The organism is Streptomyces sp. NBC_01476, from assembly GCF_036227265.1.
Taxonomy (GTDB): Bacteria; Actinomycetota; Actinomycetes; order Streptomycetales; family Streptomycetaceae; genus Actinacidiphila.
In genome coordinates this window covers 6629474-6642299 of record NZ_CP109446.1, presented here as the reverse complement: position 1 = coordinate 6642299, position 12826 = coordinate 6629474, and the positions used below count along the sequence as shown (strand labels likewise).

8 protein-coding genes and 1 pseudogene are annotated in these 12826 nt (G+C 72.3%); 6 read left to right on the top strand and 3 right to left on the bottom strand.

What is annotated here, in order from left to right; all coding sequences use genetic code 11:
• Positions 1-116: 116 nt before the first annotated feature.
• Both OG552_RS29020 and OG552_RS29015 read right to left on the bottom strand, forming a co-directional pair.
• Positions 117-2705, bottom strand: a complete 2589-nt coding sequence (locus OG552_RS29020) for an MFS transporter (RefSeq protein ID WP_329137904.1) — start codon at positions 2703-2705, stop codon at positions 117-119.
• Positions 2706-2836: 131 nt separating this feature from the next.
• Positions 2837-3283, bottom strand: a complete 447-nt coding sequence (locus OG552_RS29015) for an SRPBCC family protein (RefSeq protein WP_329137902.1) — start codon at positions 3281-3283, stop codon at positions 2837-2839.
• Positions 3284-3429: 146 nt separating this feature from the next.
• On the opposite strand from OG552_RS29015, the gene OG552_RS29010 reads away from it, so the two are divergent.
• Together OG552_RS29010 and OG552_RS29005 are read left to right on the top strand one after the other, a co-directional pair.
• Positions 3430-4461, top strand: a complete 1032-nt coding sequence (locus tag OG552_RS29010) for an Rv2578c family radical SAM protein (RefSeq protein WP_329137901.1) — start codon at positions 3430-3432, stop codon at positions 4459-4461.
• 18 nt (positions 4462-4479) lie between these two features.
• The gene (locus OG552_RS29005; protein WP_329137899.1) at positions 4480-5049 is read left to right on the top strand and encodes a GNAT family N-acetyltransferase; all 570 of its coding nucleotides are present in this window, start codon (positions 4480-4482) and stop codon (positions 5047-5049) included.
• Between the two features lie 4 nt (positions 5050-5053).
• Here OG552_RS29005 and OG552_RS29000 read toward each other — a convergent pair.
• A pseudogene (locus OG552_RS29000) lies at positions 5054-5458 on the bottom strand (hypothetical protein); the annotation flags it as partial.
• A gap of 858 nt (positions 5459-6316) precedes the next feature.
• On the opposite strand from OG552_RS29000, the gene OG552_RS28995 reads away from it, so the two are divergent.
• The 4 genes from OG552_RS28995 to OG552_RS28980 all read left to right on the top strand — a co-directional run bounded on the left by OG552_RS28995 (position 6317) and on the right by OG552_RS28980 (position 12826).
• Positions 6317-8125: a 3-hydroxyacyl-CoA dehydrogenase family protein gene (locus OG552_RS28995; RefSeq protein ID WP_329137897.1), complete on the top strand. Its 1809-nt coding sequence runs from the start codon at positions 6317-6319 to the stop codon at positions 8123-8125.
• A 94-nt stretch (positions 8126-8219) separates the two neighbouring features.
• Positions 8220-9011: a TetR family transcriptional regulator gene (locus OG552_RS28990; protein WP_329137895.1), complete on the top strand. Its 792-nt coding sequence runs from the start codon at positions 8220-8222 to the stop codon at positions 9009-9011.
• A 357-nt stretch (positions 9012-9368) separates the two neighbouring features.
• The gene (ccrA, locus tag OG552_RS28985; protein ID WP_329137894.1) at positions 9369-10778 is read left to right on the top strand and encodes a crotonyl-CoA carboxylase/reductase; all 1410 of its coding nucleotides are present in this window, start codon (positions 9369-9371) and stop codon (positions 10776-10778) included.
• Positions 10778-12826, top strand: a complete 2049-nt coding sequence (locus OG552_RS28980) for a protein meaA (RefSeq protein ID WP_329137892.1) — start codon at positions 10778-10780, stop codon at positions 12824-12826. Before ccrA ends, OG552_RS28980 begins: the two co-directional genes overlap by 1 nt.

Genomic DNA, 12826 nt, shown 5'->3' with positions numbered 1-12826 from the left:
CCCGGCAGCGGGACCCCACCGCACCTGGGAGCCCGGAGTGCATGGAGCCCGCCCGGACATGCGGAAGGCCGGGTCCGCCCGCGCGGCACCCGGCCTCCCTCACACCGCGCTCCCCCTCAGTCCTCGTGCCCGAGCTGGATGTCCCGCTCGGTGCGCCCGCCGCCGGCCACCTGGAGCACCGTGGCCACCGGCGGATACCCCGCCGCGATCACCGTGTACTCGCCCGCCGCCAGGTCCACGAACCGGAAGTGGCCGTCCGCGCCGGTGGTCACCGAGTCCACCACATTGCCCGCGGCGTCCAGCAGGGTGACCCGGGCGTCCTCCACCAGCCGGCCGCCGGGGGCCCGTACGATCCCGCGGAGCACCGCGCCACCGGCAAGCTCCACGTCCTGCCGGGTCTCCCGGGACGCCTGCACCGACACCGGCAGCGCCGAGGGGCGGAAGGCCAGTGCACTGGCCGCCAGGGTGTACTCGCCCGCGACGAGGTCGGTGAGCGCGTACACACCCTCGCGGCCGCTGCGGGCGCTGGCGACCACGTCGCCGCGGACGTCGGTGAGGGTGACCACCGCGTCCCTGACCGGGGTGCCGTCGGCGGTGTGCACGGTGCCGGCGAGGCGGCCGGCCCCGCCGAGCACCACATCCAGCTCCACCGGGTGGTCGCCGACGGTGACACTGACCGCCTGCGGCTGGTGGCCACCCGCGGCGGCGATGAGCACATAGCTGCCGGCGCCCGGGGTGCTGAGCGCGTACCGCCCGTCCTCGGTGGTGGCGCCGCGGCCGACCTGCCGCCCGGAGACGTCGATCAGGGTGAGGGCCGCCCGTCCGACCGTGGTGCCGTCGGAGTGCTGGACGGTGCCGCAGACCGGTACGCCGCCCAGTTGGGCGCGGCGGGCGCCGGGCAGCGCCTCCGATGCGGTGAGCCCGGTGACGGTGTCGGTGAGTACGCCGCCCGCCGGGGTCGGGGCGGCGTCGTAGAGGGGTTCGTAAGCGGGGTCGTACGCCGTCGGGGCGGCGGGGCCGTGCTGGGTCACCAGAGGTTTCTCCTTGAGCAGGAAGGCGAAGAGGAAGCCGAGAACGAGGACCGGCACCAGGTAGAGGAAGATCCGTGGCATGGCGTCGGCGTAGGCGTTGATGTAGCCGTCACGGACAGGTCCCGGCAGCGTGCGGACCAGTTGCGGGGTGACCGACTGGGGGTCGGGCAGCCTTACTCCGTGCGGGAGTTCGGCGGTCAGCCGCTTGCCGAGCCGGTCGGCGAACAGGGTGCCGAAGACCGCGGCGCCGACCGAACCGCCGATCTGCCGGAAGTAGTTGTTGGCGCTGGTGGCCGCGCCGATGTCGGACGGGCGCACCGAGTTCTGCACGGCGAGCACCAGGACCGGGAGGATCAGACCGATGCCGAGGCCGAGCACCGCCATGTAGACGCTGTAGGCGACCTGCGAGGTGTTCGCGTCCATCAGGGAGAGCAGAAACATCCCGGCCGAGGACAGGGCGCCGCCGATGATGGGGAAGATCTTGTAGCGGCCGGTGCGGCTGATCAGCTGGCCGCCCGCGATGGACGCGACGACGACGCCGAGCATCATCGGCAGCATCAGCAGCCCGGAGCCGGTGGCGCTGGCGCCCTCGACCATCTGCAGGAAGGTCGGCAGATAGCTGGCCGCGCCGAAGAGCGCCACCCCGACGATCCCACCGATCAGCGCCGTCATGTTGAAGACGCCGTCGCGGAAGAGCCGCAGCGGGATGACCGGTTCTGCGGCGAAGCGTTCGACCAGCACGAAGAGCAGTCCGCACAGGAGCGCGCCGACGCCCAGCGCCACGATCTGCCGCGACTGCCAGTCGTACGTGGCGCCGCCCCAGGTGGTCAGGAGCACCAGGCAGGTGGAGCCGGCCGCGAGCAACAGGGCGCCGAGCACGTCGAGTCGGGGGCGGGCCTTCGGCTTGGGGAGTTTCAGCACCACCGAGATGACGGCGAGGGTGACCAGGCCGAAGGGCACGTTGATGGAGAAGCACCAGCGCCAGGAGGCGTGGTCGGTGAAGAAGCCGCCGAGCAGCGGGCCGGCGACCGAGGCGAGGCCGAAGGCGGCGCCGATCAGGCCCATGTAGCGACCGCGCTGCCGGGGCGGGACGATGTCGGCCATGATCGCCTGGACGCCGATCATCAGCCCGCCGCCGCCGATGCCCTGGATGGCGCGGAAGGCGATCAGCTCGTCCATCGTGCGGGACCAGGCGGCCAGCGCGGAACCGGCTACGAAGACCAGGATGGCGAACTGGAAGACGCTCTTGCGGCCGAAGAGGTCGCCGAGCTTGCCGTAGATCGGCAGGCCGATGGTGGAGGCCAGCAGATAGGCGGTGACGACCCAGGACATCTTGTCCAGGCCGTGCAGCTCGCCGACGATCTTCGGCAGTGCGGTGGCCACGATCATCTGGTCGAGGGCCGCGAGCAGCAGGGCGAGCATCAGGCCGAGGAAGACCAGCCGCAGCCGGCGCGGGGTGAGTTCATCGCCCGCGGTGCCGGGACCGGCCGGCGGCTCGGTGCCCTTCTGCTCCCCGGCGACCCGCTCTTCGGTCCCCCGCGGCCCGGTTGCCTGCCGCTCCGTCCCCCGCGGCCCGGCTGCCTGCCGCCCGGGGTGGTCCTGCTGGGGGCCTTCGGGGCGGGGCGGGGCCTGATCGGCCTCCGCCGCCGCACCTTCGATCACCGTGCCACTCACCGCTGCCGCTCCCCTCGTCCCGCCTGCTCCGCCACCGTTTCCCGCACGAGGCGACAACGACGGACAGAGGCGGCGATTCCCAGGAAGCAGGCAAAACCACCCGTATCAGTGAATGATCCGGAAACCCCGCGTCACTTCTGCTCCACCTCGACCGCCAGCGACGCCAGCACCGCGTCGTAGATCCGGCCGAGCCCCTTGGGCGCGAAGGTGCGCTCGAAGAAGCCGCCGACACCGCTCGCGCCCTGCCAGGTCGTGGCGGTCACCACCTTGCTGCGGCCTTCACCCGCCGGGGTGACGGTCCAGGTGGTGACGAGCGTCGAGTTGCGGTCGGTCTCGACCAGCTGCCCCGGGGTGGGGGCGGTGACGTCGAAGAGGCAGTCGCGGACCCGCTTGCTGGTGGCCTGGAGCTTCCAGTGGACGACCGTGCCGGCTCCCTTGCCGCCCTCGCGGACCTCGTACTCGCTGAACTGTCCGGGCAGCAGCCGGCCGCGGGTCCCGGCGTAGTCGGCGAGCGCGTCGTACACCCGCTCCGGCTCCGCCTCGACGATGCGCTCCGTGGTGGCCTCGACCAGCGCCATGACTTCTCCTCGATCTACCTGGGCGACGTGTCCGCTACGCGCTGCATACCGCGTGTCGCGTGTCGCACAGCCAACCACACCCGCATTTCGAATTTCTGTTCTATTCTGGGGCGGACGGGGACCACTGACGACCGAAGGAGGGCGCGATGCGCTGGGACCAGCTGGACCGCCATGACTCCGCAGGTGCGCTCTTCAGCACGGACGCGGTGACCACCCGCACCTTCGACACCCCGGGTTTCCGCGGCATCACCTTCCACGAGATCCGCGCGCGTTCGATCATCAACCGGGTGCCGGGCGCCTCCCGGATGCCCTTCGAGTGGACGGTCAACCCCTACCGGGGATGCAGCCACGCCTGCGTGTACTGCTTCGCCCGCAAGACGCACAGCTACCTCGACCTCGACACCGGGCACGACTTCGACTCGCAGATCGTGGTGAAGGTCAACGCGCCGGAGCTGCTGCGCCGGGAGCTGGCCTCGCCCCGCTGGGAGGGCGCGCACATAGCCATGGGGACGAACGTCGACTGCTACCAGCGGGCCGAGGGCCGTTACCGGCTGATGCCGGGTATCATCACCGCGCTGCGCGACCGGGCGAACCCGTTCTCGATCCTCACCAAGGGCTCACTGATCCTGCGCGACCTCGAACTGGTGCGGCAGGCCGCCCGCGTCACCGATGTGTCCCTCGCGCTGTCCGTCGGATTCGTCGACGGGGAGCTGTGGCGCAGCGTGGAGCCGGGCACCCCTTCCCCCGAGACGCGTCTCGCGGTCTGCCGCACCCTCGCCGAGGCGGGGCTCGCACCGTCGGTCCTGATGGCGCCGGTGCTGCCCTTCCTCAGCGACTCCCCCGAGCAGCTGCGGGCGACGGTACGGGCCATCGCGGCGGCCGGCGGGGCCTCGGTCAGCCCGATCGTGCTGCACCTGCGGCCGGGGGCCCGTGAGTGGTACATGGCGTGGCTGGCCCAGCACCACCCGCATCTCGTACGGCGCTACGAGACGCTGTACGCGGGCGGTTCATATGCGGCCAAGTGGTATCAGCGGCAGGTCACCCGGCAGGTGCACGAGTTCGCCGCGGAGTTCGGGTGCGGGCCGCTGCGAAGGGGACGGCAGGTCGAACCGCCGGTCGCCGAGGAGCCGGTGGTGCCGGCGCGGCCCGCGGAAAATACCCAGCTGACCCTCATGTGATCCGCCTAGGGTCTGCGCATGGTGCGCGTACGGGCGATGACCGATGACGATGTGCCGGCGGTGTCGGCGATCCGGGTCGGGGGGTGGCGGGCGGCGTACGCCGGGATCGTGCCGCAGAGCTATCTGGACGCGATGGACGTGGAGCAGGACGCGGCGCAGCGGCGGAGGTTCCTGGCCGGATCGGCCGGGCGGGTACGGAATCTGGTGGCGGTGGAGCCGGGCGGGGGACCCGGCGGACCCGGGGCATCCGGGGCATCCGGCGAAGAGGTCGTGGGCTGGGCGGCGTTCGGGCCGTACCGCGGGGAGCCGGACGATTCGGCGGACGGCGAGCTGTACGCGCTCTACGTACGCCCCGACCGGATCGGTACCGGCGCCGGGCGGGCGCTGACCGCCGCGGTGATCGGCGAAAGCGCCCGACTGGGCCGCAGGCGGCTGCTGTTGTGGGTGCTCGCGGAGAACACGGCGGCCCGGCGCTTCTACGGGCGGGCCGGCTTCACCGCGGACGGGGCGGAGACGACGGACCAGTACGACGGGGTGCCGCTGCGCGAAGTGCGGTACGTCCGCGGGGTGCCTACGGCTCCTCGCTGACGGCCCCCAGCGCTTCCAGTCCCTCGGCGCAGGCCCGGGCGATCCGTTCGTGGGCGGGCTGCGGCGCGGCGCGCAGCCGCCGCAGGGTCTGGGTGAGCGCGGGTACCGCCTCGGGTGCGCGCAGTTCGACCAGCAGGCGGATGGCGGGCAGGGCGTAGCCGACCCGCAGCGGGTTGGTGGCGAGCGCGGCGGCGGCCCGGCCGGTGCGGGGGTCGCCGAGCCGCAGCAGGGCCTCGGCGGCTTGCTGGGCGCGGGCCTCGTCGCGGTAGTTGAGCAGCAGCGCGAGGGTCTCGAACGACCGCGAGTCCCCCGCGGCGGCGAGCTCCACGGCGGCGGATTCCCGTACCGCCAGGGGCTGTCCGGGGGCGGTAAGAGCGAGCGCGAGCCGCTCACGCGACGCGGAGTCCATCGCCCCACCCTAAGCCGCGCGGCCCAACCGGGTGGGCAACCTCCCCTTTTCCGCAGGCACCGGCCTTCTCCCCCGCGCCACCGAGCCCCCCGCCCGCGGCTCCCCCAGCCGATCCCCCACCCGGACGACCGGCCCGCCCCCGGACCCGCGGGCCCCCAGCGCCCGGTCTCCCGCGGGGAGCCGCTCATGCGGGCGCGGCGGAACCCCCCGCCGCGCGCCGCACCGGCCCCGGACCCGAGGCCCCACAGCCCCCGGCCCTCGCACGGAGCCGCTGATTCGGTCGCAACGGAACCCCCCGCCGCGCGCCGTCGGCCGTCCGACCTGCGGGCTCACCGCGTCCCGCTTCCGGCAGGGAGCCGCCCGTGCGGTCGGACCACCCCAGCAGAACCCCCGCAAGCCGGCCGAGGGCCCTGCCGTCCCAGGCCATCAGCGCCCCGGCTTCCCGCAGGGAGCCGTTCCGTCGGTCGGACCCACCACAGCCGGAACCCCCCGACGTCAGGCAGATGCCCCCGGCCTCCCGGAAGGGACCGCCCGTGCGGGCGCGGTGGGACTCCCGGTTGCGCGCCGCAGGCCGCCGCTCATATGGGTTGGGGGGATGTCATCTGCGCACAGGGCTGGCCAGGAAGTTACTGACGGGTTACCCTCGGAGAGCCGGGTGTTCGGTGGGTGGTGACGCAGCCGCCGGGCACTGATGAGCACGACGTCGGTTCGGCATCGCTTGGCGAGGCCCCGGGACAGGGTCCGCCGTTGACTGCGCGGGCGCGCGGGGTGACCCCCCGGCCCGCGACTCCTCCTCACTCCCGGCGGTGGCCGCGCGCTCGCGCGCCCCGCGGTTCCTCAAGCGTCTGGAGTCACGCGATGGACCGTCCCTCCCTGGATTCTCCCGTCCCCCCTCCCTCCGTCGTGGCCGTCATCGGTCTCGGCACGATGGGCACCGGTATCGCCGAAGTGCTGACCCGCGGCGGCCACGAGGTGATCGGCGTCGACCTCAGCGACGCCGCCGCCCGGCGGGCCGTCGCGGAACTCGAACGCTCGACCGCCCGGGCCGTGGAGCGGGGGCGGATGACCGGCGCCGAGCGGGACGACGCGCTCGCCCGCTTCCGTACCTTCGGTGATCTGCAGGCCGCCGCCGACGCCGATCTGGTGATCGAGGTGGTGGACGAGCGGTACGACACTAAACGCGAGGTCATCACCGCGCTGGACCGGATCGCCAAACCGGGCGCGATCCTGGCGACCGGCACCAACGCGCTGTCGGTGACCCGGCTGGCCGCCGAGACCGCGCGGCCCGACCGGGTGCTCGGCCTGCACTTCTTCGCCCCTGCGCCGGCCATGAAACTGGTGGAGGTGGTCTCCACGGTGCTCACCTCGCCGGAGGCGACCGCCGCCGTCACCGCGCTGGTCCGTGACCTCGGCAAGGAGCCGGTGCCGGTCGGCGACCGGCCGGGCTTCATCGCGGACGGCCTGCTCTTCGGCTACCTCAACCAGGCCGCCGCGATGTACGAGGCCCGGTACGCCACCCGGGAGGACATCGACGCCGCGATGCGTCTCGGCTGCGGCCTGCCGATGGGCCCGCTGGCGCTGCTCGACCTGATCGGGATCGACACCGCGACCACCGTGCTGGAGGCGATGTACGAGGCCAGCCGCGACCGGCTGCACGCGCCCGCGCCGGTGCTGAAGCAGCTGACCGCGGCCGGGCTGCTGGGCCGGAAGGCGGGCCGCGGCTTCTACACCTACGACGCGCCCGGCAGCCCGGTGGTGCTGCCGGACGGCGAGACCCCGGGCGACCCGGGCACGCGGGCCGCCGAGGGGCGGACCGTGCGGCGGGTGGGCGTGGCCGGGTCCGGCACGATGGCCACCGGCATCGCCGAGGTCTTCGCGAAGGCCGGTTTCCCGGTGGCGCTGGCCGCCAGGACGCCGGAGAAGGCCGAGCTCGCGGTGGCACGGCTCGCGGCGTCGCTCGACCGCTCGGTGGCCAGGGGACGGCTGACCCCGGAGCAGCGGGACGAGGCGGTGTCCCGGGTGACGCCGGCCGGCTCGTACGACGCCTTCGCGGACGCCGATCTGGTGGTGGAGGCGGTGGCCGAGGACCTGTTCGTCAAGCAGCAGCTCTTCCGGACGCTGGACAAGGTCTGCAAGCCGGGCGCGGTGCTTGCCACCACCACCTCCTCACTGCCGGTGGTGGCGATCGCCCGGGCCACCGGCCGCCCGCAGGATGTGGTGGGGGCGCACTTCTTCAACCCGGCGCCGGCCATGAAGCTGGTCGAGGTGGTCCGTACGGTGCTCACCGCGCCCGATGTCCTCGCCACCGTGCACCAGGTGTGCGGGACGCTGCGCAAGCACCCGGTGGACTGCGGCGACCGGGCCGGCTTCATCGTCAACGCGCTGCTCTTCCCGTACCTCAACAACGCGGTGAAAATGGTCCAGGACCATTACGCGACCGTGGACGCCATCGACGCGGCGATGAAGCTGGGCGGCGGCTATCCGATGGGCCCGTTCGAGCTGCTGGACGTGGTCGGTCTCGATGTGTCGCTGGCGATCGAGCAGGTGCTGCACGAGGAGTTCCGCGACCCGGGCCTGGCACCGGCGCCCCTGCTGGAACACCTGGTCTCCGCGGGCTGCCTGGGCCGTAAGACCGGCCGGGGCTTCCGCGAGTATGCCGCCCGCTGACCGGCCGCGGCGCGGCCGGCGCACCCGTCCGGCGGGCTGGGGCGGTTTTCCCCCGACCGCCGGACCGGGCGGCCCGGCGTGTTACGTTCCCCACATGCCCCAGTCCGTGAAGTCCGACGTACCCGAGACCGCGAACGGCCGCCGGGCCGCGGCCCAGCGCCACCGGGTGCGGCAGGATCTTGCGGCGGCGGCGATGCACCTGTTCGCCACGCAGGGGTACGAGGCCACCACGGTCGACGAGATCGCGGCGACCGCCGGAGTGGCGCGGCGGACCTTCTTCCGGCACTTCCGCTCCAAGGAAGAGGCGATCTTCCCCGACCACGACGACACGCTGGTCAGGGTGCAGGCGGTGCTGGACTCTGCGGACCCGCACGAGCACCCGCTGGACACGGTCTGCCGCGGCATCACCGAGGTGCTGCGGATGTACGCGCACCTGCCCGAGGTGTCGGTGGAGCGCTACCGGCTGACCCGCGAGGTGCCGACCCTGCGGGAGCGGGAGATCGCCTCGGTGGCCCGCTACGAGCGGCTCTTCACCCGCTATCTGCTGGGCCACTTCGACGAGGGCGCGCACCGCGACGGCGACGACGACCCGCTGCTCGCCGAGGTGGCCGCCTCCGCGGTGGTGGCGGCGCACAACCACGTGCTGCGGCGCTGGCTGCGGGCCGGCGGCAAGGGCGACGTCGAGGCGCAACTCGATCACGCCTTCGAGGTGATCAAGGTGACCTTCGGCACCGGGATAGGAGCCGGCCGGATACCCTCGCGCGCCACCGCGCGACCGGTGTCCACGGTCTCCCGGCACGGCGAGGTGGTGGTCGCGGTGGCCCGCACCGACGCCTCCCCCGCGGAGATCCTGCGCAGCATCGAAGAGGCGCTGCGCAGGGCCTGACGTCCCTCTGCCGCTCTCCCGAACGGCTCCCGACCGCGCACAGCGACCGCCCGGCAGGCCCGGGTGGCCGCTGTTGCTCGTTTGCGGGCCCAGGGTGACGTTTGAGAGAAATTGATGGCACTCAGTGTCTTTACGACTGGCACGGGGTGTCATACGGTGTGGGCAGTCCGGGCGGCGGGCGTACCGCGATCCCCGTACGCCTGCTGTCCCCCAGGCCCGGACGCCTGCGTCACAGGCACTGACCGCGCCACCGCGCGAACCCTTCACCGCACGACTGCGAACCGACGACGGCACCCCCATCCCATCGACCCCCGCGTTCCCGAACGCGGTGCGAACGCTCCGCCGGAGGCGAGTCATATGAAGGAAATCCTGGACGCGATCCTCGCGCCGGACAGTACGGCCGCCGACTTCGCGGCCGTCAGACTGCCCGAGTCGTACCGCGCCGTCACCGTCCACAAGGACGAGGCCGAGATGTTCTCCGGCCTCACCACCCGGGACAAGGACCCGCGCGTCTCGCTGCACCTGGACGAGGTGCCGCTGCCCGAACTCGGCCCCGGCGAAGCCCTGGTGGCGGTGATGGCCAGTTCGGTCAACTACAACTCGGTGTGGACCTCGATCTTCGAACCGGTCTCCACCTTCGCCTTCCTGGAGCGGTACGGGCGGATGTCGCCGCTCTCCCGGCGGCACGACCTGCCGTACCACATCATCGGTTCCGACCTGGCCGGTGTGGTGCTGCGCACCGGGCCCGGGGTCAACAAGTGGCAGCCGGGCGACCGGGTGGTGGCGCACTGCCTGAGCGTGGAACTGGAGTCCGCCGACGGGCACAACGACACGATGCTCGACCCGGAGCAGCGGATCTGGGGCTTCGAGACCAACTTCGGCGGCCTCGCCGAGATCGCGCTGGTCAAGTCGAACCAGCTGATGCCCAAGCCGGCGCATCTGACCTGGGAGGAGGCGGCGGCACCCGGGCTGGTCAACTCCACCGCCTACCGCCAGCTCGTCTCGCGCAACGGCGCGGGCATGAAGCAGGGCGACAACGTGCTGATCTGGGGCGCCAGCGGCGGACTCGGCTCGTACGCGACGCAGTTCGCGCTGGCCGGCGGCGCGACTCCGGTCTGTGTGGTGTCCAGCCCGCAGAAGGCGGAGATCTGCCGGAAGATGGGCGCCGAGGCGATCATCGACCGCAGCGCGGAGGGCTTCAAGTTCTGGAAGGACGAACACCACCAGGATCCGCGGGAGTGGAAGCGGCTCGGTGGCAGGATCCGTGAACTGACCGGCGGCGAGGACGTGGACATCGTCTTCGAGCACCCGGGCCGCGAGACCTTCGGCGCGTCGGTGTACGTGACCCGCAAGGGCGGCACCATCGTCACCTGCGCGTCCACCAGCGGCTACACCCACGAGTACGACAACCGGTACCTGTGGATGAGCCTCAAGAGGATCGTCGGCTCGCACTTCGCCAACTACCGCGAGGCGTGGGAGGCCAACCGCCTGGTGGCCAAGGGGAAGATCCACCCCACCTTGTCGCGCACCTACGCGCTGGAGGACACCGGGCAGGCCGCGTACGACGTGCACCGCAACCTCCACCAGGGCAAGGTCGGCGTCCTCGCCCTGGCCCCGCAGGAGGGCCTGGGCGTCACCGACCGGGCACTGCGCGAGAAGCACCTGCCTGCCATCAACTTGTTCCGTGACGCGGCAGCGGAGTGGGCCGGCGAGCACAGTCGCGACGCGGCAGCCCGGCCGGCCGGCGAGCAGGGCGGGAACGCCTGATGACGGGCCGTCAGGGAGTCGACGAGGCGGCCGGGGCCGGCCGGCCGGCGGCGGCGCGCCGGGAGCGGGACCGGCCGTGGCTGATGCGCACCTACGCCGGGCACTCCACCGCGGAGGCGTCCAACGAGCTCTACCGGCGCAACCTCGCCAAGGGGCAGACCGGCCTGTCGGTGGCCTTCGACCTGCCCACGCAGACCGGCTACGACCCGGACCACGTGCTGGCCCGCGGCGAGGTGGGCAGGGTGGGCGTACCGGTGGCCCATCTCGGCGACATGCGGCGGCTCTTCCAGGACATCCCGCTGGACCGGACGAACACCTCGATGACGATCAACGCCACCGCGATGTGGCTGCTGGCCCTCTACCAGGTGGTCGCCGAGGAACAGGGCGCCGACATCACCGCGCTCCAGGGCACGACGCAGAACGACATCGTCAAGGAGTACCTCTCCCGGGGAACGCACGTCTTCCCGCCGGCGCCGTCGCTGCGGCTGACCACCGACATGATCACGTACACCGTGAACAACATCCCCAAGTGGAACCCGATCAACATCTGCAGCTACCACCTGCAGGAGGCCGGGGCCACTCCGGTGCAGGAGATCGCCTACGCGATGTCCACCGCCATCGCCGTGCTGGACGCGGTGTTCTCCTCCGGGCAGGTGCCGCTCGACCGGCGCGGGGAGGTCGTCGCGCGGATCTCCTTCTTCGTGAACGCCGGGGTGCGGTTCGTCGAGGAGATGTGCAAGATGCGCGCCTTCGGCGAGATCTGGGACACCATCACCCGCCGGCGGTACGGCATCCTCGACGCCAGGCAGCGCCGATTCCGCTACGGCGTGCAGGTCAACTCGCTCGGCCTGACCGAGGCGCAGCCGGAGAACAACGTGCAGCGGATCGTGCTGGAGATGCTGGCCGTCACGCTCTCCAAGGACGCCCGCGCCCGGGCGGTACAACTCCCGGCGTGGAACGAGGCGTTGGGACTGCCCAGGCCGTGGGACCAGCAGTGGAGCCTGCGCATCCAGCAGGTGCTGGCGCACGAGAGCGACCTGCTGGAGTACGAGGACATCTTCGCCGGGAGCAGCGTGATCGAGGCGAAGGTGGCCGAACTCGTGGGGCAGGCGACCACGGAGATCGAGCACATCCAGGAGCTGGGCGGCGCGATGGCCGCGGTGGAGTCCGGCTATCTGAAGTCGGAGCTGGTCTCCTCGCACGCCCGGCGGCGGGCCCGGATCGAGTCCGGGGCGGAGAAGATCGTCGGGGTGAACTGCTACGAGTCCACCGAACCCAGTCCGCTGACCGCCGATCCGGCTGCCGCGATCATGACCGTTGACCCGGCGGACGAGGCCCGGGTGGTGGCCGCGCTGGAGGAGTGGCGGAGCGGTCGTGACGAGGAACGGGCGCAGAAGGCGCTCGCCGCGCTGCGGTCGGCGGCGGCCGGCCCGGAGAATCTGATGCCCGCGAGCGTGGAGTGCGCGCGGGCGGGTGTCACCACCGGGGAGTGGTCCGGGGCGCTGCGGGAGGTCTTCGGCGAGTTCCGGGCGCCGACCGGGGTGAGCGCGGCGCCGGTCGCGGTGGCCGCCGAGCCCGGCAGCGAACTGGCGGCGGTACGCGGCAGGGTCGCCGAGACCGCGGCGGAGCTGGGCGGCGGGCGGCTGCGGCTGCTGGTCGGCAAGCCGGGTCTCGACGGGCACTCCAACGGCGCCGAGCAGATCGCGGTACGTGCGAGGGACGCCGGTTTCGAGGTGGTCTACCAAGGCATCAGGCTGACACCGGAGCAGATCGTGTCGGCGGCGGTCGCCGAGGACGTGCACTGCGTGGGTCTGTCGATCCTGTCGGGGTCGCATGCCGCGCTGGTGCCCGATGTGCTGGCGCGGCTGCGCCGGGCCGGGGTGGACGACATCCCGGTGGTGGTCGGCGGGATCATTCCGGCGGCGGACGCCAAGGAGTTGCGGGCCGCCGGTGTGGCAGCGGTCTTCACCCCGAAGGACTTCGGTATCACCGGGATCATCGGCCGGATCGTGGACGAGATCCGGCTCGCGAACAAGCTGGAGGTATGA

What these genes read in the sequence shown, in the direction of transcription:
- OG552_RS29015 (WP_329137902.1), bottom strand. Translation starts at nt 3,283, where the DNA reads ATGGCGCTGGTCGAGGCCACCACGGAGCGCATCGTCGAGGCGGAGCCG.
- OG552_RS29010 (WP_329137901.1), top strand. Translation starts at nt 3,430, where the DNA reads ATGCGCTGGGACCAGCTGGACCGCCATGACTCCGCAGGTGCGCTCTTC.
- OG552_RS29005 (WP_329137899.1), top strand. Translation starts at nt 4,480, where the DNA reads ATGGTGCGCGTACGGGCGATGACCGATGACGATGTGCCGGCGGTGTCG.
- OG552_RS28995 (WP_329137897.1), top strand. Translation starts at nt 6,317, where the DNA reads ATGGACCGTCCCTCCCTGGATTCTCCCGTCCCCCCTCCCTCCGTCGTG.
- OG552_RS28990 (WP_329137895.1), top strand. Translation starts at nt 8,220, where the DNA reads ATGCCCCAGTCCGTGAAGTCCGACGTACCCGAGACCGCGAACGGCCGC.
- ccrA (WP_329137894.1), top strand. Translation starts at nt 9,369, where the DNA reads ATGAAGGAAATCCTGGACGCGATCCTCGCGCCGGACAGTACGGCCGCC.
- OG552_RS28980 (WP_329137892.1), top strand. Translation starts at nt 10,778, where the DNA reads ATGACGGGCCGTCAGGGAGTCGACGAGGCGGCCGGGGCCGGCCGGCCG.